The 25690-nt window shown below is 51.6% G+C and carries 23 protein-coding genes, 2 tRNA genes and 1 riboswitch; of the genes, 15 read left to right on the top strand and 10 right to left on the bottom strand.

The window, feature by feature from the left end:
• Window positions 1-61: 61 nt before the first annotated feature.
• Window positions 62-847, bottom strand: a complete 786-nt coding sequence (locus tag HP435_RS21200) for a LolA-like protein (protein WP_122963831.1) — start codon at window positions 845-847, stop codon at window positions 62-64.
• Window positions 848-1757: 910 nt separating this feature from the next.
• Between HP435_RS21200 and HP435_RS21195 the strand changes: the two genes are divergently transcribed.
• The 7 genes from HP435_RS21195 (at window position 1758) to HP435_RS21165 (ending at window position 8728) form a co-directional block, all read left to right on the top strand.
• On the top strand, window positions 1758-2021 hold the full coding sequence (locus HP435_RS21195) for a hypothetical protein (protein WP_173599912.1): 264 nt from the start codon (window positions 1758-1760) through the stop codon (window positions 2019-2021).
• Window positions 2022-2264: 243 nt separating this feature from the next.
• Window positions 2265-3350 (top strand): ribosome small subunit-dependent GTPase A, encoded by a 1086-nt coding sequence (gene rsgA / locus HP435_RS21190; protein ID WP_173599913.1) that lies wholly within the window; start codon window positions 2265-2267, stop codon window positions 3348-3350.
• 90 nt (window positions 3351-3440) lie between these two features.
• Window positions 3441-4124, top strand: a complete 684-nt coding sequence (locus HP435_RS21185; RefSeq protein WP_173600257.1) for a helix-turn-helix domain-containing protein — start codon at window positions 3441-3443, stop codon at window positions 4122-4124.
• A 20-nt stretch (window positions 4125-4144) separates the two neighbouring features.
• Window positions 4145-5014, top strand: coding sequence for an IS3 family transposase (locus HP435_RS21180; RefSeq protein ID WP_173600258.1), 870 nt, complete (start codon window positions 4145-4147; stop codon window positions 5012-5014).
• Window positions 5015-5214: 200 nt separating this feature from the next.
• Window positions 5215-5316, top strand: a riboswitch (purine riboswitch).
• Window positions 5317-5574: 258 nt separating this feature from the next.
• Window positions 5575-6165, top strand: a complete 591-nt coding sequence (locus tag HP435_RS21175; protein ID WP_173596797.1) for a xanthine phosphoribosyltransferase — start codon at window positions 5575-5577, stop codon at window positions 6163-6165.
• Window positions 6166-6198: 33 nt separating this feature from the next.
• The gene (locus tag HP435_RS21170; RefSeq protein ID WP_122963835.1) at window positions 6199-7506 is read left to right on the top strand and encodes a nucleobase:cation symporter-2 family protein; all 1308 of its coding nucleotides are present in this window, start codon (window positions 6199-6201) and stop codon (window positions 7504-7506) included.
• A gap of 187 nt (window positions 7507-7693) precedes the next feature.
• Window positions 7694-8728, top strand: a complete 1035-nt coding sequence (locus HP435_RS21165) for a chymotrypsin family serine protease (protein WP_173596798.1) — start codon at window positions 7694-7696, stop codon at window positions 8726-8728.
• Here HP435_RS21165 and HP435_RS21160 read toward each other — a convergent pair.
• The 3 genes from HP435_RS21160 to HP435_RS21150 all read right to left on the bottom strand — a co-directional run bounded on the left by HP435_RS21160 (window position 8718) and on the right by HP435_RS21150 (window position 11443).
• Window positions 8718-10451, bottom strand: a complete 1734-nt coding sequence (locus HP435_RS21160; protein WP_173599082.1) for a protoglobin domain-containing protein — start codon at window positions 10449-10451, stop codon at window positions 8718-8720. The two genes, HP435_RS21165 and HP435_RS21160, sit on opposite strands and share 11 nt — an antisense overlap.
• 169 nt (window positions 10452-10620) lie before the next feature.
• Complete coding sequence (gene fosB, locus HP435_RS21155; RefSeq protein WP_173596905.1) at window positions 10621-11046, bottom strand: metallothiol transferase FosB; 426 nt, start codon at window positions 11044-11046, stop codon at window positions 10621-10623.
• A 172-nt stretch (window positions 11047-11218) separates the two neighbouring features.
• A complete protein-coding gene (locus HP435_RS21150; protein WP_063227938.1) occupies window positions 11219-11443 on the bottom strand; it encodes a hypothetical protein in 225 nt (74 codons plus the stop codon).
• A gap of 138 nt (window positions 11444-11581) precedes the next feature.
• Between HP435_RS21150 and HP435_RS21145 the strand changes: the two genes are divergently transcribed.
• From HP435_RS21145 to HP435_RS21125, 5 genes are all read left to right on the top strand, one after another.
• Window positions 11582-12139 carry a hypothetical protein gene (locus HP435_RS21145; RefSeq protein ID WP_173596800.1) on the top strand — a complete coding sequence of 186 codons (558 nt, stop codon included), beginning with the start codon at window positions 11582-11584 and terminating at the stop codon, window positions 12137-12139.
• A gap of 77 nt (window positions 12140-12216) precedes the next feature.
• Window positions 12217-12570: a sigma factor gene (locus HP435_RS21140; RefSeq protein ID WP_229049728.1), complete on the top strand. Its 354-nt coding sequence runs from the start codon at window positions 12217-12219 to the stop codon at window positions 12568-12570.
• Between the two features lie 88 nt (window positions 12571-12658).
• A tRNA-Pro gene (locus tag HP435_RS21135) sits at window positions 12659-12735 on the top strand.
• A 16-nt stretch (window positions 12736-12751) separates the two neighbouring features.
• Window positions 12752-12834, top strand: a tRNA-Leu gene (locus tag HP435_RS21130).
• Window positions 12835-13171: 337 nt separating this feature from the next.
• Window positions 13172-13693 (top strand): type 1 glutamine amidotransferase domain-containing protein, encoded by a 522-nt coding sequence (locus HP435_RS21125; protein WP_122963838.1) that lies wholly within the window; start codon window positions 13172-13174, stop codon window positions 13691-13693.
• A 92-nt stretch (window positions 13694-13785) separates the two neighbouring features.
• Here the strand turns inward: HP435_RS21125 and HP435_RS21120 are convergent, their stop codons facing one another.
• The 4 genes from HP435_RS21120 to HP435_RS21105 are packed head-to-tail and all read right to left on the bottom strand — an operon-like array spanning window position 13786 to window position 17846.
• On the bottom strand, window positions 13786-13947 hold the full coding sequence (locus tag HP435_RS21120; protein WP_167470270.1) for a hypothetical protein: 162 nt from the start codon (window positions 13945-13947) through the stop codon (window positions 13786-13788).
• Complete coding sequence (locus tag HP435_RS21115) at window positions 13944-15176, bottom strand: Ger(x)C family spore germination protein (protein WP_122963839.1); 1233 nt, start codon at window positions 15174-15176, stop codon at window positions 13944-13946. Before HP435_RS21115 ends, HP435_RS21120 begins: the two co-directional genes overlap by 4 nt.
• Entirely contained in the window at window positions 15169-16275 is a 1107-nt protein-coding gene (locus HP435_RS21110) for a GerAB/ArcD/ProY family transporter (RefSeq protein WP_173596801.1), read from the bottom strand. The genes HP435_RS21115 and HP435_RS21110 overlap by 8 nt, the downstream gene beginning before the upstream one ends.
• Window positions 16272-17846 (bottom strand): spore germination protein, encoded by a 1575-nt coding sequence (locus HP435_RS21105; RefSeq protein ID WP_122963841.1) that lies wholly within the window; start codon window positions 17844-17846, stop codon window positions 16272-16274. The genes HP435_RS21110 and HP435_RS21105 overlap by 4 nt, the downstream gene beginning before the upstream one ends.
• Window positions 17847-18043: 197 nt before the next feature.
• Between HP435_RS21105 and HP435_RS21100 the strand changes: the two genes are divergently transcribed.
• Both HP435_RS21100 and HP435_RS21095 read left to right on the top strand, forming a co-directional pair.
• Window positions 18044-19693: a dynamin family protein gene (locus HP435_RS21100; RefSeq protein WP_370641082.1), complete on the top strand. Its 1650-nt coding sequence runs from the start codon at window positions 18044-18046 to the stop codon at window positions 19691-19693.
• Complete coding sequence (locus HP435_RS21095) at window positions 19690-21657, top strand: dynamin family protein (RefSeq protein ID WP_122963843.1); 1968 nt, start codon at window positions 19690-19692, stop codon at window positions 21655-21657. Before HP435_RS21100 ends, HP435_RS21095 begins: the two co-directional genes overlap by 4 nt.
• Before the next feature lie 141 nt (window positions 21658-21798).
• On the opposite strand, the gene HP435_RS21090 is transcribed toward HP435_RS21095, so the two are convergent.
• The gene (locus HP435_RS21090; RefSeq protein ID WP_173596803.1) at window positions 21799-22377 is read right to left on the bottom strand and encodes a GNAT family N-acetyltransferase; all 579 of its coding nucleotides are present in this window, start codon (window positions 22375-22377) and stop codon (window positions 21799-21801) included.
• Between the two features lie 114 nt (window positions 22378-22491).
• On the opposite strand from HP435_RS21090, the gene HP435_RS21085 reads away from it, so the two are divergent.
• Window positions 22492-23913, top strand: coding sequence for a MocR-like pyridoxine biosynthesis transcription factor PdxR (locus HP435_RS21085; RefSeq protein ID WP_173596804.1), 1422 nt, complete (start codon window positions 22492-22494; stop codon window positions 23911-23913).
• Between the two features lie 141 nt (window positions 23914-24054).
• Here HP435_RS21085 and putP read toward each other — a convergent pair whose 3' ends face one another.
• Window positions 24055-25518, bottom strand: coding sequence for a sodium/proline symporter PutP (gene putP, locus HP435_RS21080; RefSeq protein ID WP_173596805.1), 1464 nt, complete (start codon window positions 25516-25518; stop codon window positions 24055-24057).
• Between the last annotated feature and the right edge of the window lie 172 nt (window positions 25519-25690).

Raw genomic sequence — 25690 nt, 5'->3', positions numbered from 1 at the left:
CAAAGAGAACCAGCTAGTTGGGGTTCTCTTTGCATTTTATATTTGATATTAATATTTTACTTTACTTAAACAACTTAAACGTTCCCGTGTTTTTCTTATTATTAAATTCGATGCTTTCAAAATACTGACTTTGTACTTCATCATCATCATCATACAGTACTGTTTTTAAAACTATCCCAGTTTTGTTGTCTATCCAGAATTTCTGCCTGTCCCCAATTTTAAGTTGTGCATTCGAGATTTCAATCACGGTTACATCTCTTTCCAAATATTTTTCCTCACCAAGAACATTCATGTCGCCTCTTCTAAAAACACTTTGTACATACATTTCGGGGTGAAGCATCTCATTGACGTTCCCAATTGGAAGGAAAGTACCGTTTAAGTTAAGCTTAACTTCGTTATCATCTTTCTTATTTTCCTTTAAATTTTGTGATTCCCTTATACTTTGTGTTGGAAATGGATTAGACTCAACAATTTGACCTTTGTCTTCCTTGATTTGTACTGATTTTCCATCGTTAACTGCTTCAAAATAAACGTCCTTATCATTTGAATTAGGAATAAACTTTACGTAATAACGATCAGGCTGCGCTATAACTACCTCGGTTATAGAATTTTCTACTTCACCCGTTTTGACGATAGTCCCTGAAAGGGAACCGTAATTATCGTTGGCTTTAAACATTTTTGCACCAATGATTGGTTCTTCTTTTAACTCTGCTACTGAATTGACGTATTGTGATTTCGAATTAGCCTCCGTTATTTCCGGTTTACTAAGGTGCATATATCCATATATACCGACTCCTAAAGTGGCACCTGCAACAATACTGCCTATGATCTTTTTTGAATTGCTCATGATAGTGCTCCCCCCTGACAAATTTAGTTCTTAAATCGAACTTCGTCCCAAACAACTTTGGATGACGAAGAAGCCAAATTATTTGACATACCTATTGATGAGTAGCTATCTCCATAATATGTTCCTAGAATAACCCATTCATTAGAATAGTTGAGTTGATTTACATTAAGATCTACCCTTTGCCCATCTTCATACCAAACATGATATTTGACGGAACCAGTAGAATTACAACTCGGAATGTAAACCGCGTATTCAGTACGTCCATTAAGTTCTTTGGCCCACTCTCCCGTAGAAGTTGGACTACTGCTACCATAATACCAGTAGCTTTTACCATCATAACCGCAGCTACTCGTACTATTCATTACCCCTGACGACCACCACCCTGAGGAAATATCCCCATTATAGACGTAAGATGTCGCGGCGAAAGCGGAAATTGACGACAATACGGATAACGTAAGTAGCAGTGTAAAAACTACTAAAGACTTGCGAAGTTTCACAAGAATCCCCCTTACTTGTAATTATTTTACATATTTATAAATACATCATGTTCTTTTGTAAATAAAGGGACTTTTCTCTTATTATTGTAAAATTAGTGTTTTATATGATTTCAATGTTATAAGGATGACATTAAAAATACATCTCAGCATTATAACCTACGCACCGGATGGTTAGTGGCTTCAATAACTCTATCGGAGGTCATTCTGTGTTGTGCTTTGAAAATAACGTATTGTAATACTTTTACCATGTTCGGTAATGAAACTTTTGGCATGTGTCCGATAGGCTGCATGCCTTTTTGATGCGCATGTGGGCAGGCTGACCGTTCCAACTGATTCCAAAAGTGGGAGCAAGCTTGTGGTATACTTAGGTAACAAACATTGTTTCTTGTAGGATGGAGAGGGAGTGGATACAGATGGAAGTTTTTATTCTCATCGTCGTCGTATTTGTAATCTTAGTCATTGTCTTTGCAAACAAAGCCAAAACTGGCACAACCAGACGCTCGTACTCAAATTCTACCGATAGCAGCAGCTCCTTCTACGCCGACAGCAGCCATCACCATCGCGACCGTGATACAGATGGAGATTGGAGAAGCAGCGACAGCGGCAGTGACTACAGCAGCAGCAGCGGCAGTGATAGCGGAGGCGGAGACAGCGGCGGAGGCGGCGGTGGAGACTGACGCTTTTGCCACGCCGCGTTGTATGTTACAATGATTGGGAAAATGATTCCAAACCATAAATGGTGCGGTCTTGAAAAGGAGAGATGTTTTATGTCAAACATGAAAAACGCTCAGAGTGTAGGAAGTTTCGTCGCAGGAATCCTCCTTTCAAGCGGAAAATAACACCGTTCACAAAATGAGGATTCGACTGCGACTGGTGTTGGCGTACGGCCAATCATTAACCATTTGCAGGGGGAATCCGTAGTGAATCAAGCAACCAATCAATCAACATTGCAATCTTTGGGCTGGAATGAGCATTTTGCCAATCTGTTTGCCCCTTATGCCGAAGAAGGCTTCAGCGTGGGAAGAATCTCGCTGGAACATAAACGCATTTACCGTCTGATGAGCGAGCATGGCGAGCTGTTGGGCGAAGTGACGGGCAAGCTGCGCTATGAGGCGACGGGTCGCGAGGATTATCCGGCGGTAGGAGACTGGGTAGTCATCAAGGCGCGTCCCGAGGAAAAGAAAGCCTCGATTCATGCGCTGCTCCCGCGCAAGAGCAAGTTTTCGCGAAAAGTGGCCGGGGAAACGGTCGAAGAACAAATCGTGGCAGCCAACGTCGATACGGTCTTTTTGGTGACTGCCTTGAACAACGACTTTAATATACGCAGGATGGAGCGTTATCTCATCCTCGCCTGGGAAAGCGGAGCCAATCCGGTGATCGTGCTGTCCAAGGCTGATTTGTGCGACGATCTGGAAAAGTGCATGGCTGAAGTGGAAACCGTCGCGATCGGCGTGCCCGTGCACGTAGTCAGTGCAGAGCAGGGAGAAGGGCTGGAACAGCTCGCACCTTACCTGGGCAGCGGACAGACGGTGGCGCTCATGGGCTCGTCGGGGGTCGGCAAATCGACGCTGATCAACAAGCTGAGCGGAGCAGAGCGCCAAAAAGTAAGCGGCGTTCGCGACGGAGATGATCGCGGACGGCATACGACGACGCACCGCGAGCTGTTCCAGCTGCCAGGCGGCGCTCTCATGATCGACACGCCGGGAATGAGAGAATTGCAGCTGTGGGAAGCCGATGAAGGATTCCGTGGCGCTTTTGACGATGTCGAGAAGCTGGCGGAAGACTGCCGATTCAGCGATTGCCAGCACGGGCGGGAGCCGGGCTGTGCCGTCCGGGAAGCGATTGCGGATGGCACATTGGAGCAGGCTCGCTTCGACAGCTATTTGAAACTGCAACGGGAACTGGCTCATCTGGCGCGCAAGGAAGACGCCAGGCTGGCAGCGGCCGAGAAAGACAAATGGAAGAAAATGACGATGCAGCATCGCAGCAAAAAGCCTAAGCGATAAACGAAAAGACCCTCGAAGCTTGATATGCTCCCCTTTGGGTAGACAGTTGAAATAATAAAACTGTCTACCTGTAAGGAGGAGCATTTTTTTATGTCCCATAAAGCAAAAATAGCTGGACCAGAAAAGATCGCAGCTATCGAAAAATATCTCCGTGGAGAAGATTCTCTCAATCATCTAGCAAGCACGCTAGACGTTACCTTTTCCTCCATGAAACAATGGCTTCAAACCTATCAATCATTAGGTCCAGATGGACTGCTCAGTACACCTAAGAACAGGACTTATTCCGCAGAACTGAAGTTATCTGCTGTTGAGGACTATCTAGCTGGCGGTGCTTCTCATATGGAGATATGTAAGCGATATGGCATTAAATCAACCCGCCAACTGCGTAAATGGATTCTAAAGTATAATGGTCATGAGAAGTTGAAATCTTCCGGAGCAGGAGGAACACCAATCATGACAAAAGGACGAGCGACTACTTTCGAAGAAAGAATCGAAATTGTGAAATTCTGCTTAGAACATCAGCATAATCATGCCCAAACAGCCAAAGAATTTCAGGTTTCCTATCAGCAGGTTTACTCATGGACACACAAATACATAAAATTTGGCGTAGATGCGCTTCAGGACAAACGTGGGAAACGAAAATCTGAAAACGAGATGTCTGAGGTGGAGAAGCTACGAGCACAAAATACATTGCTTCAAGCTGAGAATAAAAGAAAGCAAATGGAGATCGATTTTCTAAAAAAGCTAGACGAAATTCAAAGGGGGCGACCCTAAACCAAGTCCGCAATGAACCTATTTATCTTGCCATCCGTAATCTGTACGACAGTAAATCATATGCCATCAGTCAGCTTTGTGAAATCGCAGGGATTCCGCGTTCGTCGTATTATAAGTGGCGAAATAGGAAAGAAACTGAAAACGAGAAATTCAACAAAGGGTTGCTGCCTATGATTAAGCGTGCCTACGAAGAAAAAAAGGGGATTCTTGGTTATCGCCAGATGACCATCAAACTGAATCGACAGTTCCATCTTTCTATCAACTATAAACGCGTATACAGACTCATGGGTATTTTAGAATTGAAATCCGTTTGCCGCAAAAAGAAAAAGAATTACGTTCCGACAACGCCTGAAATCACGGCAGAAAATGTCTTGAGCAGGGATTTCAAATCCGTAGAATTCGGTACAAAGTGGCTCACAGACGTAACGGAAATGAAGTACGGCCTTCAAAGCAAGGCTTATTTGAGTGCGATTCTGGACTTGTCGGATAAAAGTATTGTTTCTTTTGTGATTGGGCACTCGAACAACAATGAGCTTGTGTTTAGAACGTTTGATATTGCCCATCGGGCATATCCTAATGCGAAACCCATCTTTCATAGTGATCGAGGATTTCAATACACGAACAAAATGTTCAAGAAGAAACTAGATGATACGGGAATGACTCAGAGCATGTCGAGGGTAGCTAGGTGTATCGACAATGGTCCAATGGAATCATTCTGGGGAACGTTAAAATCGGAGATGTACTATCTCCAGAAATTCAATACATACGAAGAGCTAGAAGTAGCCATTACGGAATACATACATTACTACAATAATCATCGGTACCAGAAAAGGCTAAACTGTATGACGCCCCTAGAATATAGGCACTATTTACAAAGTTCTGTGGCATAAAAAAGACACCAACCTAGGTTCAGATTGGTGTCTAAGCTTTTTGTTTTTTTCACTGTCTACTTGACAGGGGGCACTTCAGCTTCGGGGGTTTTTTCCGTTTTTCAGCAAGCAAAAACAGCTTGGCAGACTTTCAGAAATTTACCCTTGATCACAGCAAGCCAGTTGTGATAGATTTGGTCAAGACCCAGCAAACAGGCTGGGTAATAGGCAGAAGAAGTGCTCGTATAATTTTGGGAATAAGGCCCAACAGTTTCTACCGGGTGACCGTAAATCGCCTGACTACGAGTGAAATAGCGTCTGTTTGGCATCGCGGCTGCCGTTCCTTTGTTCTTCGCAACAAAAGGAGTGGTTTTATCCCGATTCGAACGGCGCTGACACGCATTTGTTGGCGTGCTGCACCTAAAGGGAAAAATGCCCCGAGGGACAGTTTCACTTGGCGTTGGTTTTATTACCTGAGCCTGCTTGTGAACTGTCCGTTCGGGGCTTTTATTTTTTTCACCAGGTTTGAGCGAGTGGCGTTGGCAGGCAACGTCCGAGTGTTGATGGAGGAGGAAGAACAGATGAAGGAATTGCAAGAGCGCATTGTCCAGGACGGCAAAGTGTTGTCCGCATCCGTGTTGAAGGTGGATGCGTTTTTGAACCATCAGGTAGACCCGCAGTTGACGATGAAAATCGGGGAGCGCTTCGCCGAGCTTTTCGCAGGTGAAAAGATTACGAAAGTATTGACGATTGAGGCAAGCGGCATTCATTTTGCGCTGGCGACGTCGTTTGCCCTCGGTGTGCCTTTTGTATACGCGAAAAAGAAAAAGGCCGTGACGCTGACGGAAGACGTGTACTCGGCTCCTGTGCACTCGTTTACCCGCCAGGAAACGTATCAGATCAGTGTGTCCAAGCAGTACCTGTCTGCCGATGACCGCGTGCTGATCGTCGACGACTTCCTTGCGACAGGAGCAGCTTTGATTGGGTTGACCCAAATCATCAAAGATGCGAATGCTCATCTGGTCGGCATCGGAGCCGTGATCGAGAAAAGCTTCCAGGAAGGTCGCGGACTGCTGGAGCAAGCGGGTGTGCGCATTGAATCGTTGGCCCGTATCGAGTCCATGTCGCCAGAAGGCATTCACTTTATTCAACCGGAATCTGTTCGCGTCTAAAACCGATCGATCAAGAGGAGAGAAGATTACTTCATGCTATCCAAACAAAAGATAGTTACTTTAGGTTTGCAGCACGTTTTGGCGATGTATGCCGGTGCTGTTGTCGTGCCGCTCATTATTGGCGGGGCTTTGAACCTGACTCCCGCCCAGATTGCCTATTTGATTGCCGCTGACTTGTTTACGTGCGGGATCGCCACCCTGTTGCAGGTGATCGGCACGCGTTACACCGGGATTCGTCTTCCGGTCGTGCTCGGGTGTACGTTTACAGCGGTAGGGCCGATTATTGCGATTGCCTCGACGAGCAATTTGGCGACGGCCTACGGGGCCATTATCGTTTCCGGTTTGTTTGTAGTATTGGCAGCTCCTCTGTTTGGCAAGCTGCTGCGGTTTTTCCCGACGGTGGTGCAAGGTTCCGTCGTGACGATTATCGGCTTGTCGCTCATTCCTGTGGCGATGAACAACGCGGCTGGCGGCCAGGGCATGCCTGATTTCGGTTCCCCGCGAAACTTGCTCTTGGCTTTGGGTACATTGGTCATCATTTTGGTTATTAACCGTTTCTTTACCGGATTTATTCGGGCGATTTCTGTCCTGCTCGGCCTTGTGATCGGTACGGTCGTGGCGTACACGATGGGCATGGTCAGCTTCGCCAATGTGGCGGAGGCGTCCTGGTTCAGCGTGGTCGAGCCGTTCTACTTCGGCACCCCGCAATTTTCCATCGTGGCGATTGTGACGATGATTCTGGTCAACATTATCAGTATGGCTGAGTCGACTGGCGTTTATTTTGCGCTTGGAAAAGTAACCGATACGAAGGTTACGGACAAAGACGTAGTCAAAGGTTTGCGCGGGGAAGGAATCGCGATCGTTTTGGGCGGTGTTTTCAATGCCTTCCCGTACACAGCCTTTTCGCAAAACGTTGGTCTGGTTTCTTTGACAGGCATCAAAACGCGCGATGTGATGATCGGAGCCGGCGGCCTGCTGGTTGTCCTCGGCCTTTTGCCGAAGCTGGCTGCCCTGACGACCGTTGTGCCGAATGCCGTGCTGGGCGGCGCCATGATCGCGATGTTCGGCATGGTGGTAGCGTCCGGCATCAACATTTTGTCGCAGGTGGATCTTCGCCAAAACGAAAACTTGCTGATTGCCGCTTGCAGTATCGCAGTCGGTCTTGGCTCCGCGGCTGTTCCAACGATGTTTGACCAACTGCCGACTTTGGCGAAAATGATGCTGCAAAACGGCATCGTGACAGGCTCGCTGACTGCTGTGATTTTGAACATTTTGCTCGTTCATACGAATAAAAAAGTGCAACAGGCTCCTGTGCCGAGTACGATCTCAGAAGCTTCCTGAGGCTTGTCAGGCAATCGTCAGTCCATTAAAAAGATGAAAACCGCCATTCTCTAGCTGTGTGCAGAGGATGGCGGTTTTTTTGGCGATAAAAAAGGCTCTCCCGAGGTTGGCAAGCGTCTAATGGCCTTGGCCAAGTCAGACATACGATGGCTATGTACGAAATCAACAGGGAAGGAAAGATGAGTGCATGGCTACCTTTCGGGAGGCGCTGAAAGCGAAGAACCATCTCGTGAAAAAATGGAAGCGAATGCCCGGTGTCATGGGCATTGGCGTCGGATATGTAAACGGCAGGAACAACCAAAAGGGCGCTTGTGTCGTACTGTATACGCTGGACGCTAGTGCCGCCGTGAAAAAAGGCTGCCCGAGCTGCGTGGCGGTCAAACGGAAAAAAGGCGGAAAGCGGCCAAAGATTACTTCCCATGTGGCTGTCCCTGTGCGAACAGTGACATCGGGGAGATGCAGCAGCCATCAAAAATGGCGGGCAACGTCGAGCTATCGCCGGAGGATTCGTCCGGTGATAGCAGGCGTCAGCGTAGGATATCCGGGAGCGTCCGGGACGGCGGGCCTGATCGTGACCGGAGCGCTCAGACGGGCACAACGCTTTTTGCTGAGCAACAACCACGTTTTGAACCGCAACAATACCGGAGGCTACACGGAGACGATCCAGCCGGGAGGATCGGATGGCGGGCGTTCCGGACGCGACCGGATTGGACAACTGTACCGTTTTGTCCGGCTGCGAAAAAATGCCGTCAACGATATGGATGTGGCGATCAGCATTCCGACTTCCAATAACCTGCTTGCTCCGCGCTATGCGAAAGTCGGCACGATTCCCGGATATGTCCGCTCTTATGCGATCGGCAGCCGTTTGAAAAAGGTAGGCCGGACCACGGGCTTCGTCCATGGAGTCGTAGAGTCGACTCACACCGATATTAACGTCGATTACGGAGATTACGGCGGACTGGGAACGATTCGCTTCCGCAACCAGACCGTGATCCGCAGCGCAGCGCCGATTTCGCTGCCAGGTGATTCCGGCTCTGTCTGGTTGACCGCAAACAATTACGCCGCTGCCGTCAACTTCGCAGGTTCAGCAGACGGCAGGCTGTCGATCGCTTTTCCGATTCACCGGGCGATGCGCGCGCTTGGCTTGCGGGTGGCCCAGCCTGCTTCCGCGCTTTCGTCCAGAAAACGCGCTGTTCGCCGCAGGAAAAAGGTTAGGAAGTAATCTGGTTCATTTCGGAAGCGAGATCGTCCAGACAGGCAAGCACCTCCGCAGAGCGTGCTTCCAGGATGGCAAATGCCATCTCGGCCTCTTTTTGTTTGCCCGTAGAAGCCAGCGTGAAAATATGGCGAATCGCGTCGTGAAACCCTCTGTGCGGCTCTGCCAGCCGTTTGAAAGCGGGGAGGGAGCTGATCGCCTGGTTTTGTTTCGCCTCGTCATACCAAAGCCCGAGACGGCAATTGTGGTGATCGATGAGGTCTTTTTCCGTGATGGAATGATAACCGAGCAAGAAGTTGTACACCCACCATTTCCAGAGCAGATGGTCGGTTTTGACGATGCGCAAGCTGTGTTTGGCTTTCAGGCGTGTAATTTGACTGATGCTGTTTTTGTGCAGGGCGTTGATGCCAGCCCCGATTTCGTAGACGTTTTTGCCTGCGTGGGAGACGTGGGTGAAAATTTGTTCCATATTGTTCTCCACCTGGGAAATTCGCATGGAAATATCTTCGGTTGAAGCTGACTGTTCTTCTGTCAACGAAGCGATGTGTCCCGTCGCATGGCCTACTTGTTCGATATTTTGCACAATCTCGCCTAACAACTCGATCGCTTCGCGTGTCTGAGTGGCATTGTCGTTGAAATGAGTGCCAAGCAGAGCCGCCGTTTCTTTGACCAGGCTCGCTTCATGGCGGACGGTATCCATCGTGCTGGTGATGCTTTGTACGGAATGTTTGGTTTGTTCCGCGAGCTTGCGCACTTCCTCGGCGACGATGGAAAAGCCGCGCCCATGCTCACCCGCCCGGGCAGCTTCGATAGAGGCGTTCAAGGCGAGCAAATTCGTCTGATCCGCGACGCTTTTGATCACTTGCACGACTTGGGAGACAGCTTCGATGGAAGTCGTCAGCGACGAGATTTTGGCCTGCATCTCGTTAAATTCTTCCGCCATGGACAGGAAGCTTGTCAATGACATCTGGATGATTTTTTGCCCGGCTGTGGCCTGCTCCATGGTCGTCGCAGCATTTTCCGCCACGTGCACGGCGGAGGCGGCTACCTTTTGCACCGATTCGGACAGTTGCTCGGCTGCATGTCTGACCGTGCCGGTTTCCACGCTTGTCGTGTCGATGGTATCGAGTACATGCTTGATTTTATCGATTTGCATGACCAGCTCCAGGACATTGCCCAGGCGGTCGATCGTTTTGTAGTCGTGATCCTCTTGATAAGCTTCCAGCACGATCTGGGAGTCGAGCGTGAGCAGCTTGATCAAGGCAAGCAAGATGGAAGACAGTTCGTCCGGCTTTTTGCTGTAAGTATGGACGATGGCGGGAATAAAGCATTCGTACAGCCGCATGTAAGAGCCGGTGTACCACTCTGGGGCGAGTCCGATTTTACTGTGGACTTCCCCGATTTTTTCCCGTCCCGCGACGTAGGCATCGTTGAGTTGTGCGTTGGAAAGCGATTGCAAATAGTGGCGAAAGGAACCGGAGAGGCGTCCTACAGTAGTATGGACTTCAATGATATTCATCAAATTCGCATAGTGGCCAAGCATCTGATAATGCCGCTCGGTAATCGTGTCGATATGCTCGGTTATGAGCGGTTCGATTTGCGCGAGCCGCCTGAGATCGTCATTGTTCATCTGCAAAAAGTTTACTTTTGCCCGCAATTGCTCTGTCATCGCGATATCGCTTTCCTGGATCGGGGCCGTTTGTGATCGCGCCCAACGCTTGCCAAACATAGAATCCCTCCGCTTTTTTATCAAAAACTGACCTATCCATGCCACGGAATAGGTCAGCCACCGTCATCCAAAATAGTTCTCACTACCTACCTGATTATACCATTCGAGGAAGAAATGATACTGTGGAACTACTGTGAATTTGTGAAATGTTTATGTAAGTCAGGCTGCTTCAATCGAAAAAAGTCATGTGTGGCATAGCTTCGCGGTAGTAGGCGAGCCGATCCTGCAACGTTCCAGTGTGCAGCTCGAACTTATGCCCGTCGGGGTCGGTGAAATAAAGCGAGCGCTTGTCCCGTTCATCGCGTTCCCGGCCCGGCAAAATGGGGACGCCGTGCTGTTGCAGATGACGTTTCCAGTCGTCAAAAGCGGCTTCGGAAAGCGAAAAGGCCAGATGCGTGTAGGACAAGGAAATCTCGTTGCGGGGGATGTCGGGTTCTTCGTTCAAAGCGAGCCAGTAGCCGTTCCAGTCAAAATAAGCCAGCTTTCTGCCGCGGACGAGCGGCTTGGCGCCGAGCACGTCACGGTAAAAGCAAAAGGAGCGTTCCAAATCGGCTACCGAAAACAGAAAATGGTTGATTCCGCCCAGTGGTTGCATAGCCATCGCCTCTTTCTCCTTTGCACACAAGTTGCCTTTATTTTACGGTAACAAGGAGCGGGGTGCCAACGACGATCAATCGGACAACTGGACAGGACAGGCGAATAGCGAGCGGCAAAAACAGGCATCCCGCACCATGCGGCTGCCTGTTTTGCCTGTTCAAGCACCAGGGCTAGGATTGGCTCTGTTGCGACTGGGCTTGTGTTTGCAGCGTGGATTGGACTTGCGACACCATCGTTTGCGCCTGGGCAATCTCCTGGGAAGCTTGCTTCAATGCTTCCTCGGCCAGTTGCGGGTTGGCAGCGGATTGCTCGATGGCTTGCGTAATCATATTTTTCGCGAGAGTGGTCGCCACTTCGGCTTTTTTCAGAGAGTCTGTGTTGATTTGGCTTGGCATGTTTGTTCCTCCTTGAACAGATGGTTGATGTGGCACACCGTACTACTTTCTCCTGTTTGCCCGCAATTATGTATGGGGGATGTGCCCAACCGTTTGCGCTGGTGGTTGCATACCCTTGTAGGAGGGGAGGAATGCGAGATGAAGAAAAAGTGGGTTGGGGTTGTCCGGCAAGCGGAGCAGGCTTTTTGGACGATCGTGTTTTCAGCACACAAGCGTGTAGGCAATCGAGGCGTCATTTTGCCCAAACGCTTTAATTCCGTCAGCAAAATTCGCCGGTTCTTGACGAGATTCATGACGCCTTGCCTCGCAAACCGCGTGATCGGCAATCTCGATCTGAGAAGGATCAACGGCCAGCTTGCCGTTCCGGTTGGAGACGGGATCGGAGCGACTCCAATCGTCAAATCGCAGGTGTTGAAAAAGAGTGCGAGGTGCGTGACCATCGCAGTCTGGTTTCAGTTTGACCCGAGCGACCGCTTTTTTCGCGTGTATCAGTTGAAAAAGCTGCCGGACGGCCGCTGGATTATAGTCGGGCGTCATCCTTTGGACTATCCATTCAATTTGCCAAACCAACTGTTCAGAATCGTGCCGGGTTGCTGCAAGCCGTGTGTGCGCGGATGCAGGCGGCGGGTGAGGGGCAAGGTGCGGCCTGGGGCGAGGGCGGCGCTAACAAAACGCAGGAGCGCATGCTGCGCCTGAGAAGCGATCGCAAATTTTCAGGAAAGAAGTGGTGACATTTTCGTACTGACTCCGTTTGGATGAAAGGGAGGTGGGAGATGAAGGCACAATTATGGAGCGAATGGATCGCTGAGCACCAGCACCCACTGTATCGTTATTTGTACCGGGTGTGCGGGTTGCGCGAAATTGCCGAAGAGTTATTGCAGGAGACTTGTCACCGTGCCATGCTCTCCCTCTCGATTCAAGCTGCCCGGCAGGCTCAGGCGTGGGGCTGCAAAGCGGCGCGGCATTTGTATATGGACTGGCTGCGCAAAAAACATCCGAAAAAAGCAGGCGGGAAAACTTGCGCTGCTTGTTCAGCACGTCCTTGCGCCTATATGAACCGGAAGCGATCTAGCGCCAAAAAACGGACAAGGAGCGGGCAGGCAGATCATTTTAAAAAACGGTATTGATTTTGGGACGACTTGCCTGTAAAATATCTAAGTGTTGCGACTCCTATCGGATTTTGTCGAATAGAAGGAGCAATAACGTGTGGGAAATCGGGAAGTAGCTCAGCTTGGTAGAGTACTTGGCTTGGGACCAAGGGGTCGCAGGTTCGAATCCTGTCTTCCCGACCATTTTACACACGAACAGGCCGGTATGGCGGAATTGGCAGACGCGCGCGACTCAAAATCGTGAGGGAAACCGTGGGGGTTCAAGTCCCTCTACCGGCACCAGCAATCTATACATATGGTTTTCGTTATAAGGTGGGAAACAGTGAGTAGACCTGTTTCTCACTTTTTCATTTTGTCCGAAAAAGGGACGTTGCAGCTCGCAGCCTTTCCAATTGCTCTTTCGTTTGTTTACAATAAGGCTCTTTTCGCAAATTTTGTTGCTATTGCTGTTGTGGAAACGTGTGTTCTATAATGAAAATCAGGAAGTCTATAGGATTTCCATTTACCGTGAATGCACGCTTCGCTTGGTACTATAAATATCAAGCAACTCACGGCTTTTCTAAAAGCAACAATTTCTTAGAAAAGAGCGTACAATAAAGAGGAAAAGGAGGCGGATCGCGTGAGACTTGCGGGAAAACAAGTAGTCTGCTTTGTGGAAAGCGAATTTGAAGATCTGGAACTGTGGTACCCGGTGCTCCGGCTGCGCGAGGAAGGGGCGGCTGTTCATCTGGTTGGACCGAAAGCGGGACATGTCTACATCGGAAAATACGGTGTGCCATGCGAAGCGGACAAGGCGATGAGCGAGATTGATCCTTCGCAGTACGACGGCGTGCTCGTTCCGGGCGGCTGGGCGCCGGACAAGCTGCGGCGTTATCCGGAGGTGCTCGCGTTTGTCCGTGCCATGCACGAGGCGAAAAAGCCGATCGGTCACATCTGCCATGCAGGTTGGGTGCTCGCTTCGGCAAAAATTTTGCATGGAGTGAAAACAACGTCGACGCCAGGCATCAAGGATGACATGGAAAACGCTGGTGCGATTTGGATCGATGAAGAGGTCGTGGTCGATGGACACATCGTCGGTTCCCGTCGTCCGCCAGATTTGCCAGCGTACGCCAAAGCTTTCGCCGATTTGCTCGCACAGTAGCAAGCAGGCAATCCGAATATACGAGTGGAACGAAAAGGCACACCCGCAGCGATCAAGCGGGTGTGCCTTTTCTATGTCCGTCAGCTTGCTCTTCACGAGTTGGTTTTTCTGTCTTTTTTCCAGGGCGGATCGCCCCATTCGTGCAGCTTGTTGCTTGCGACATAAAACAGGTACGGAATCAAAAAAGCGAGCAAGGCTCCGCCGAAAGTGAGAAACGGAGGCAGAGAACCGAAGTATTTGAACATAACTGTCACCTTCCTTCCTCTAACTCTGAACGGTTGATGGAGCCGACATTGCGCAAATACACCTTTGCTTCGACCTTGATCGTGCTCTTTTCGTACAGGCGCTGTCCGCTCTCCCAATCTTTCTGGATTTGTTTCCAGAGCGAGTATTCTTTTTGCCGGATATTGCTGCCCAGCTTGATGACATCCACTTTCATTTCCTTATGCACCTTTTGCAGCGTGTCCAGACACATCCGCTCGATTTCCTTGGCGAAGGCGCGTTCCAGCTTTTTCGTCTCTTCTTTGCTGAGAAAATCCATGAGCGCGTAGGCTTCCGCCAAAATGCCCTCGCATTCGATTTTGATGGTGAACTTGAAATTTTGCTTGTCTCGCAAGTCTTGCACGATTTCATGCTTCGTTCCTTGAATGTTCAATACGACGAGATCGCCTTTTACCTTGGCTTTCAACAGTCCTCCATCAATGCTCCCGGTGAGAAAGTTCAAGCCTTCCGTCTCTTCCTCGCCGAGAAAGCCGACCATCTGATTGTAGAGGGAAAATACGGCGCTTCCTGCCATCTTGATTTCATTTTTTTCCGCCCGTACTCGGGGGATGACGAAGCTGAACGGATTAAGCAATTCTTCATGAATATCGCCGATGCGTACCTCGGGGAGCATGCGCGCGTTTTTTTCGATATTTTCGCCAATCGAATTGATGTAGAGCGAGGGCAGCTTTTCTGTTTTCGGCTTGACCTCGATGATGCTTTTGGCTAACCCGTTGGCAATAAACACTTTGCCGCTCCGTCTGGAATCCGGGTCGCGCAGCAGAAAGTCCATGGCGTTGGCGAAGCCGTTGGGAGTACGCGCCACTTCTTCGGAGATGACGAGCACTTTCAGATGCTGGTAAAAAGGAGCGCGGCTCGTACGCGTAGCCAGCTCGCGGGACACTTCGAAGAGCGAGTCACCCTCTGAGGTGAGGTTCAAAAACGCTTCGTTCGTCGTGTTTTGCCCGCCGCCGCCTCCCTGGCTACCCGCGATCAATCCTCCGGGGATGACGAGCTGATGGGTGACGAGAAAGCGTTGCTTCACTTTCGGTTTTCGCGGTGCCTCTTTGGCCGCCCGTTTTTCCACTTCTTTTGTCCGGGGCGCATCAATCGCAATTCCGACGACAAAGCCGCGCTCCTCGATTTGCACCTGATCCCAGCACCCGGCGAGCAGAGCCGAGACGATGACGAGGATGGTCGGCAAGGCAAAGCGCTTATTCATGCCCCTTCACCCCGCGCATGATGGCGATCAGGAGCAGACAGATCGGACATAAATAGACGATGATCATGCCGAAATACGTGATGGCGTCCGCAAAAGCGAAGAAGTCGACCAGGTTTTGCGGCAACATCGCCACGAAGTAAATGATCGGCGACAGGGCCAAAATCCAGACCATCTTTTTCACTTTGCGAAACATGGAGGTCAGATTGAGAATGGTGATGTCGAGCCACATGACGCACGTGTTGAAAATGGTCATGATCCAGATCGTGAAAAACATGGACTCTACCCGTTCAAAAAAACCGCCGGGAATTTCTACTTCCTTCGCGAGGTCAATGGTCGGATAGGTCAGATTTTTGGCGACCTCGGCGGAAAAGACCCCGATGACAAAAATGTAGATGGTGACGTAAAGGGAGACGGGGATGAACAGCCCCAGAAGCATTGCTTTAGGTCCTTCCTCTGGATTTCTCATCAACATCGTATAGAACAGGATGATTTCAAAGCCGGAGTAAGAAAGCCCGACCGCTTTGGAGCCTTCCAGAAGTGATTTCCAGCTTGAAGAAAAATAAGGCCGGATGTTTTCGATTTCCAACAGTTGCGTGGTGAACACCAGAACGAAAAAGATCACGACGAGGACAACGGGCAGAAAAAGCAGGTTCAGCCGCAGCATGGCGATACGCGATCCAGCCACGGCGTATTGTACGATCAACAAAAAGCTGAGGGTAATCATCTCGACGGGCGTACTGTAAAACAAATACTGCTTGGCGATATTTCCGATCGCGCGGATTTCAAACGACACAAACAGCATCGTGTACAGACAGACGAGCAAGGTCAGCGCATAGGCGACAGGTTTGCTCGCGATGATAGCGGTGTAGTCAAAAAACGTTTGCCGGGGAAAGCGTGCCGCCAGCTTCGCCAGCAACCACCCGATCAATAAAGCGACAAGCCCGCTGATCACGACAGAAATCCAGCCGTCGAACCCGCTCGTTGCTTTTGCCAGGGCGCGGGGAAAAGTGAGGATGCCCACCCCGACTGTAACCGAGGCGATGTTGATGCCCATATGATTTTTGCTAATCATTTTTTCCGACAAGGTTTGTGCACTCATTTGGAATCCCCTGTTCTCATGCGAATTTCATCTTCTGGATGCAGGGCTTGCGGCCGCTCTTTCAAGAAGGTCACAGGTGCGCGCAAGATCAAATCTTTCCAGTCCCTGGGCATTTGCGGCGCAAGCGGAGCCAGGTACGGATAGCCGATGCTCGTCAAATTCGACAGGTGGATCATGATGGCGATCAAGCTCAAAATGACCCCGTATATTCCGAAGATGGCCGCGCCAAACATGGCGAAAAACCGGATCATGCGAAAAGCGATCGCCAACTGAAAGGACGGGATCGCAAAAGAGGAGATGGCTGTTAGCGCGACGACGATGACCATGACCGGGCTTACAATCCCGGCGGATACGGCTGCATCTCCGATGACCAAACCGCCGACGATCCCGACGGTTTGTCCGATCGGCTTGGGCAGGCGCAGCCCGGCTTCCTGAAGCAACTCCATGGTCGTGATCATCATGAGCGATTCAATGAAGGCGGGAAACGGAACACCGTCTCGCGTGGCGGCAATCGAGAAGGCGAGATCGGACGGGATCAAGCCCGGGTGAAACGTCACAAGTGCGATATACAACGATGGGGAAAACACCGCGAAAAAAGCGGCCAGATAGCGTAAAAGCCGTGTCAGTGTACCGACGATCCAGCGTTCGTAGTAATCCTCCGGCGAGTGCAGAAGCAGGCCAATTGTGACAGGGAGGATCAACACCATCGGCGTACCGTCGAGCAGGATCGCTACGCGTCCTTGAAACAGCGAAGCGCTGACCTTGTCCGGCCGTTCGGTGTTGTGAGCCTGCGGGAAGGGCGAGAGAAAATCGTCCTCGATCCACTGTTCGATAAAACCGGATTCCTCGACTTCGTCAATGTCAATCGTGGCAATCCGCCGTCTGACCTCGTCCAGCATTTCGTGATCGACGATGTCATCTATATAGGCGATGATCAGCTCGGTTTTGCTGCGTGTCCCTACCCATGAACTTTCAAAGCGCAGATTGGGGTCTTTTACCCGTCTGCGGATGCGCACGGTATTATCGCGGATGCTTTCCGTGAAGCCGTCCCGTGGGCCGCGAACGAGTCCCTCGGAGACTGGCTCTTCGATGCCGCGGGTTTTCCAGCCTTTGCTGTCGATGAGGATCAGCTCGCTGGAACCATCGACAAACAGGGCTGTGTCTCCGGACAAAATACAGTCGAGGGCTGCGGTAAGCGATGTTTCTTTTTTGATCTCGACAACGGACAATACTTCTTCAAAAAGGAGCTGGATGATCTCGTCAGGTTCAGGGGGAACCGATTTTTCCGAGGTGGAGATCATCAACTGGATGTGCCCCAGGACTTGGTTATGCAGCATATCCGAATCCGCTAATCCGTCAAGGGCAATGACCGCGCACGTATGGTTTGTATTGCCGATGAGAAACGTGCGGATCAGCAAATCGTGGGGGTTGCCCAATAAAGTACGGAACAGCTCCAAGTTATCCGCAAGGTTGGGAGAGAGCGTTAATTCAGGCGTTTGCCGCTGTTGCATGTGCTGGGAAAAGGGAGAGGTTTTCTTTTTGCGTCGCTGGGCGAAAAATTTTCGCATCATGGAATTCCCTCCCGTTCAAAATGCGAATAGCATGTTAGTGCGATTTTTTCCAGAACAGAGGGAAATTATGCGGATGAAAGTTCCACGACAAACTTTCGCACAAAGAATTGAACAACCCTATGAGGTATGATACATTCGGCATGGTAGAATAGAGAGTAGTAGAGAGAGTAGGAATGACGGAGAAGGGTGGAATAGTAGTGCTTGACAGTCAAGTTTTGGTTCGGGATACAGACTTTTCAAGACTCGCGCTTACATGGGAGCAGCTTGCGCAGTTGATGGGGGAGCAGGGAGATGCGACAACCCCTGCCAAACTGAGACAGTTGGCTGAAAAAACAAGGAGAGCAGAGTTGAACATCGCTTTTTGCGGACACTTCTCCGCAGGAAAGTCCACGATGATCAATACGCTTCTGGGCGTCAGCCTGCTGCCGTCCAATCCCATACCGACCAGCGCCAATGTAGTGAAGATCCGCGGGGGCGAAAAAGCCGCTCGCGTCTATACAATGAACGGCGATGTCGTGACGTTTGATCCGGATACGGAGATGGAGAAGCTCAAGCAGTTTGCGGTCGATGGGGATACCGTTGAATCGGTGGAAGTTTCCTATCCCGGAACGCTGCTCGACGAACACTCCAGCCTGCTCGATACCCCGGGGATCGACTCGACGGACGCCGCGCACAAAATCGCTACGGAATCCGCGCTGCACCTTGCAGATGTGGTCATTTACATGATGGATTACAACCACGTCCAGGCAGAAGAGAACTTCAATTTTACGAAAACGTTGAAAGACCGCGGCAAACCAGTGTATCTGGTCGTGAACATGATCGACAAGCACATTGACTTTGAGCTTGATTTCGAGAGCTACAAGGAAAGTGTGGAGGAAGCGTTTGCGACCTGGAACATTCATCCGGACGGCATTTTTTACACGTCCCTGGCTGAGCCTGACCACCCGGAAAATCAGTACGTGGAGCTGAAGCAAAAGCTGCTCTCGCTGATTGCCGGACGCGAAGAACTGGTAGCAAAAAGCGTGCGCAGTGCCGCCGAGCATCTGATCGAGGAGCACGTGCAGGCAGTGAAGGCAAGCCATGCGCAAACGCGCCAGGAGCTTGAGAACAAGCTGGACAGCCTGAATGTGGCGGATGTAGACAGCCGCGATGCACATGCTGTCGCCGCTGCGCTTGAACAGGCGCAGGCGATCATGCAGTCGCTCGGCAACCGTGCGGCAGAAGCGCGTGCCCAGATGGAAAAAGAGTTGGGTGTTTTGCTCGACAACGCCCGCTTGACCTACTACAGCACGAGCGAAGCAGCGGCAAGCTACCTGGAAAGCCGCAAGCCAGGCTTCAAAATGGGCTTTTTGTTCGCAGGGAAAAAGACGGAGGAAGAGCGTCAGCGCCGCGAGGAAGCACTTCTGGCCGAGTTCCGCGAAAAGGTGGCGGGCAATCTCGACTTCCATTTCAAGGAATTGATGAGCAAACAATTGCAAGCGTACGAGCTGCGCGACGAAGATTACCACGCACGCGTCCATGCGACCGAGATTGTGATTACGGGCGAGTTTCTTGCCAAGCACATCAAGGATGGAGCGGCTTCCCGCGAATATGTGATGAACTACTGTACAGATGTCGCAAGCGCGATCAAACTGGAGTACAGACGCGCTGGCCTTGCGTTCATCGAGGAAGTCACCGCGCGCCTTGCGACCAACATGCAGGCGGAGAGCGCTTCGCAGCAGGAGCGTCTCGACGTGCTGCGCGAGATGGCCGCGGTGCACGGGCAGTTGGCCAGCTTTACTGCAAGCGAGGAAAACATAAGAGAGCGATTGCAGGCAATCATGCGTGAAGGAGAACAAGAATCATGAATCAGCTACGAGACAAATTAGTTGCGGCAGCAGAACGTCTGCGGCGCGCGAGTCACGAAATCGTTTCCGTACCAGGGATGCAAGCACAGGCGCAGGCGATGCTGGATCGCGCAGACCGTCTGACAGCGAACCGCTTCACTGTTGCGCTGTTCGGCGCGTTCAGCGCGGGTAAATCTTCTTTTGCCAATGCCTTGATGGGCGATCTCGTCCTGCCTGTATCCCCGAATCCGACTACGGCAGCGATCAACAAAATCATGCCGCCGAGTGAGGAGCATCCGCACGGCACAGTCCGCGTGGTGCTGAAAAGCAGGGAAGCGATCGAGCAGGATGTGCTGCGCTCGCTCGCTGTTTTCGGATTGCACGCTTCCAGTCTGGAAAGCGCTTTGGCCGAGCTGGACAAGATCGATGTGGCGCAAATTCCGCCGACAGCGAAGCCGCACTATACGTTCCTGAAAGCCGTCACAAAAGGGCTGGGCGAGATGAACGCTCACCTGGGCGGAGAGCTGATTGTCGATATGCAGGCGTTCAAAGGCTTTGTTGCCAAAGAAGAAAAAGCTTGCTTCGCCGAATACATCGAGCTGTTTTATTCCTGCCCGCTGACTGACCAGGGCATCGTGCTGGTCGATACGCCTGGGGCGGATTCGATCAATGCCCGCCATACGGGCGTGGCGTTTGAATACATGAAAAACGCGGACGCTGTTCTGTTCGTCACTTATTACAACCATGCGTTTTCCCAGGCAGACCGCGAATTTTTGCTGCAAATGGGCCGGGTCAAGGACACCTTCGAGATGGACAAGATGTTCTTCATCGTCAATGCAGCCGATCTCGCCGCTTCCCAGGAAGAGTTGCAGGGCGTGATTACGCACGTAGAGAAAAACTTGCTCACTTGTGGCATCCGTTTGCCGCGCATTTATCCGGTATCCAGCCAGACTGCGCTGTTGGCGCGCATGCACGAAAAAGGCAAGCTGGCTGCCTCGGCGGAAAAAGTATACCGTCAACGCACGCAAACAGCAGAAGGCGAGCCGCTCATGGCAGCAGACGAAGCGTTCAAGCTGTCCGGCATGGCTTCGTTTGAGGCAGAGTTCCTGCGTTTTACTATCGAGGAACTGACGCAAATTGCCGTGAACGCAGCGACAGGCGAAATTCGCCGCGCTTTCGACACGCTGAACGAGTTCATGCGCATGGCTCAATCTGGCGAAGACGAGCGCCTCGCGCGCAAAGAAGCGGCGAGCAAGGCCCAATCCGGGGCACTGGCTGCGGTTTCCGCGCTGGCGACCGCTTCGTACGAGCGCGACTTGGCAAAAGAACGCGAAGAGCTGCTCTACTACGTCAAGCAGCGACTGTTCTTCCGTTTTAACGAGTTGTTCAATGTGGCGTTCAACCCGGCTGTTCTGAAAGAAGACGGACGCAACATGAAGCAAGCCCTCCAAGGCTGCATGACCGATCTGTTGCGCTCGATCAGCTACGATCTGGCGCAGGAGCTGCGTGCGACCACGCTGCGCCTGGAGAAGTTTTTGAGCAAGCAGGGAACAGCGCTCGTTTCCGCTTGGCAAAAAGATGTGCATGCTTTCGCGGCAGGCTTGACACTGGCGCCGTACCAGCAGCGCCAGGTAGAGACGTTGAATTTTGCCGAGGAATTGCCTGTAGCGGAAGGGGCATTCCAGCCAGCGCTCGGACTGTTCAAAAACACGAAAGACTTTTTCGAACTGGACGGCAAGCTGAAGCTGCGCGAAGAACTGGAAAAGCGCATGCAGGAGCCTGTAACGGCTTACGTGGCGACCGGAAGCGAACAGTTGAATCAGCAGTTTACGGCTTTGTTCAACGAGCTTGTCACCACGGAGCGCAACCGGGTAGTCGAGCAAATCAACGAATACTTCACAGGATTGTTCGCCGCGCTGGATATGACGGTCGATCTGGACGAGCTGGGAGCGAAAGTAGACCGCGTAGCGGCAGAGCTTTCCTAACATCTCATCAAGTCAAAAGGATAAGGCAAAAGACAAAAGGCAGTTCGCGCTCTCGTCAGGCAAATGACGGGCGTGACTGCCTTTTGTTGTTGGCTGTGCCTGAGCATGGGGGGCGCAGCCTGCTTTCTTTTGGCGATGTGGCTATTGTTTCCGCGCAAGCTGCTCCCATTCCTCGCGCAAAATGCCCATCTTGATCGCATCGTAGTATTCGCCGCGAACGATCCGCGCTTTTCGCACTCTGGCTTCTTCCTGCATGCCGAGTCGAGCGGCGAGCTTGATCATGCGCTCATTGCCCGACCAGGTGCCGATTCCCAGCCGCACCGTATCCATATGGGTGAACAGGTAATCCATCCACATCGCGAACGCTTCCTGCCCGTAGCCATTTGACCAGTAGCGCGAATCGTAAATGACAATGCCGATTTCAAACCAGTTCGTCTCCTGGGATACCCAATATCGGCCGACACTGCCGCGCAGCTCTCCGTCGATCTCGATGATCAGCTGTGTGCGTGGAGCATCTGTGCCGGCCAGCGCGAGTGATTCCGCGTGGCGAGGCAGGGTGCGGTACTCGTCCAGCGTCATTGGATCGAGCGGCTTGTACGGGCCGTTCCAGTTGAGATGCTCCCGGTCTTTCGCTTCGTAGTTCCAGTAGTAGAGCGTATCGATATCCTCATGGCGGATGTCGCGCAACAAAACTTTTTTTCCTTGCAAATGGACGTGCATGATTTTTCTCCTCTCTGCTTGAACAATCTGTTACCATTACTGTACGGGAAAATGTTCTGCATACATAGGGACAGAGTGCGTGTTTTTAATAGGGACAAAAAGGAGGCGAAGCACATGGAGTTTACGCCCACTTTACATAACGATGCCAGTGAGCCGCTCTATCGGCAGTTATACAGGCAAATCAGCAAGCAAATCGTGTCGGGCGAGATTGCGGCGGGCACGCGGATGCCATCGATCCGCCAGATGGCAGAGGCGAGCGGTGTAGCGAAAAATACGGTAGAAGCCGCCTATCAGCAACTGCTTGCCGAAGGTTATTTGACGAGCCGGGAGCGCAGCGGTTTTTTTGCCGCACAGGTGGAAGTGTGGGGGGAGCCGGAGCAGGGAGGGGCGGACATTCGGCAAAAAGCATGGAGCCTGAAAAAGAAAAAGGGCGATCATTTGAGCTGCCGCTTTAATTTTCACGGCTCCGTCGTGGATACGAAGCATTTTCCGTATGCAGCCTGGCGGTCGTGCATGCTGGAAGCACTGGACCGCTATCCGGACGATTTCGCTTTTTACGGAGACGATCAGGGGGAGTGGGAGCTGCGGGAACAGCTGGCGAGCTATTTGCGCAGGGCGCGCACGCTCGCTTGTACGCCTGAGCAAATATGGATCGGAACGGGACTGCAGCAATCGCTCAGCTTCTTGTGCCTGTTGCTTGCGGATCGGCATCGCGTGATCGCGGTAGAAGAACCCGGCTATGCCGATGCGCGGATTGTGTTTTCGCAGCACGGGTATGAGGTAGTTCCGATTCCGCTGGACGCTGACGGGCTATCTATCCAATGCCTTGCGCAGAGCGGGGCAACGGTTGTCTATACGACACCTTCGCACCAGTATCCGTACGGAATGGTCATGCCGATTGCGCAGCGGCAGCGGCTGTTGCAATGGGCGGAGCGCACAAACGGGATCATCATCGAAAACGACTACGATGGGGAATTTCGCTATAACGTGCAGCCGACGCCCTCTTTGCAAGGACTGGATCGGGAGGGACGAGTCGTTTATATCGGCAATTTTTCCAAAGCGTTCTCCCCGGCTCTGCGAATGGACTATATGGTGCTGCCAGCGGAACTGCTTGAGCGCTATTTGCAATCGTTTCAAGCCTATCCCGCTGTGGTGTCGCGCCACCTGCAACGGACGATGCAGCTATTCATGCAAAAAGGGCACTGGGAGAAGCATGTGCGGAAAATGCGCACGATCTATCAGCGCAAGCATGCGATCCTGCTGCAAGCAATCCGCGACTATATGCCACCTACCGTCACGGTGCTCGGCCATTCTGCCGGGCTGCACATTTTGCTTGCGGTACATACGAAGCAGTGCGAGGCAGAGCTGATCGCAGCGGCTTGGGAAGCGGGAATCCGCGTGTATTCGAGCGGGCGCAACTGGATGACGGCCCCGGACATGGAGCTGCCGCGCATCATCGTCGGCTTTGGCGGGATGGAGGAGGACGATATACGGGAAGGGATTCGCCTGCTGGCAAAAGCGTGGTCGGACGCGTAGCGGGCGATTGTGCCCGGAGAATCAGGAATCATCACGATGGGAAGCGGAAAAGCAAGCGCAGGCTGCGCTCGCGACAGCAAAACGCCCAAGCACTTGCACAATCGGCAAGGCTCGGGCGTTTCTTTCATTCACTCGTCCAGCTTATTCCGTTACTTTTTTGTACTGATCGAACTGATCGGTTACTGCTTTGGATGGAGAGCTGGTCAGCTTGCTGACGATCACGATGGCAAGCAGGCTCATCGCAAAGCCTGGAACCATTTCGTACAGGAAGTCTTTCAGCACATCGAAACGCGTCCAGATGATGACGGTCAAGGCGCCGGCGATCATGCCGGAGAGTGCGCCCCACTTGTTCATCCGTTTCCAGTACAGGGAGAGCAGGATTACAGGGCCGAACGAAGCGCCGAATCCGGCCCAAGCGTAACCGACGAGATCGAGAATCGTGTCATTTTTGTCCAATGCGAGCAAAAAGGCGATGACAGCGACGAGCAGGACGGAGAGGCGGCCAACGGTCACAAGCTCCTTGTCGCTTGCAGAGCGTTTGAGAAACGTCTTGAAAATGTCTTCTGTCAGTGAGCTGGACGTCACGAGCAACTGGGACGAAATCGTACTCATGATCGCAGCCAAAATCGCAGCGAGCAAGAATCCGGTGATAATCGGGTGGAACAACACGGTGCCGAGCTGAATGAAGATCGTCTCAGGGTCGGCAATCGTCCAGCCTTGTTTCGAGTACAGGGCGATACCGATCAGACCCGTCAGCATGGCTCCGGCAACCGAGAAGATCATCCAGCCCATTCCGATTGAACGCGCTTTCTTGATTTCTTTTGTAGAAGTAATCGCCATAAAGCGGACGATGATGTGCGGCTGCCCGAAGTAACCAAGCCCCCAGGCGAACAGGGAGATGATGCCGAGCAAGCTTGTCCCTTTGAAAATATCAAGCAGGGACGGGTCCACCGCCTGGATCGTTGTAAAAGTTTCACCCACACCGCCAACGGTCAAAATCGTCACCAGCGGAACGAGGATGAGCGCGATGACCATGATCAGCCCTTGCACGGCATCGGTCCAGCTTACGGCGAGGAAGCCGCCAAACAGCGTGTACGCGATGGTAACGAGGCCGACAATCCACAAACCAGTGTGGTAGTCCATGTGGAACGTATTTTCAAACAGGACGCCGCCAGAAACGAGACCGGACGAGACGTAAAACGTAAAAAAGATCATGATGACGAGAGCAGAGACGAGACGCAGCATGCGGGAGCTATCCCCGAAGCGGTTTTCCAGGTAGGCCGGAATCGTGATGGAGTTGTTGGCTACCTCTGTGTACGTTCGCAGGCGCGGCGCTACATACAGCCAGTTTGCATACGCACCGAGAGTCAGTCCGATGGCAATCCACGATGCGCTTAAACCAGAGGCGAACATCGCACCGGGCAAGCCCATCATCAGCCAGCCGCTCATGTCGGAGGCTCCCGCGCTCAGGGCGGTGACGGTTGGGCCGAGTGACCGACCGCCGAGCATGTAGTCAGTCAGATTGGAGGTACGCTTGTAGGCATAGTAGCCGATGAGCAGCATGCCTAGCATGTACACAATAATGGACGCGAGCAGCATATTCATGGATAGCACCTCTTGTTGTGTTGTATATTTATAAAAATTATAGTAACGTCTTACACATTATCATGCCCAGATATGAAAATCTAGAACAAAACACAGAAAATTGTGTAGAGAAGCAATAAAAAGTTTTTAATTGAACTAAAAAACCCGCGATATCGCTATCACAGGTTCGTTT

Origin of the sequence: Brevibacillus sp. HD3.3A, from assembly GCF_013284375.2 — a bacterium.
Taxonomy (GTDB): Bacteria; Bacillota; Bacilli; order Brevibacillales; family Brevibacillaceae; genus Brevibacillus; species Brevibacillus parabrevis.
Note: the sequence above shows the minus strand (reverse complement) of the source record. Positions and strands in the feature narration are given on the sequence as shown.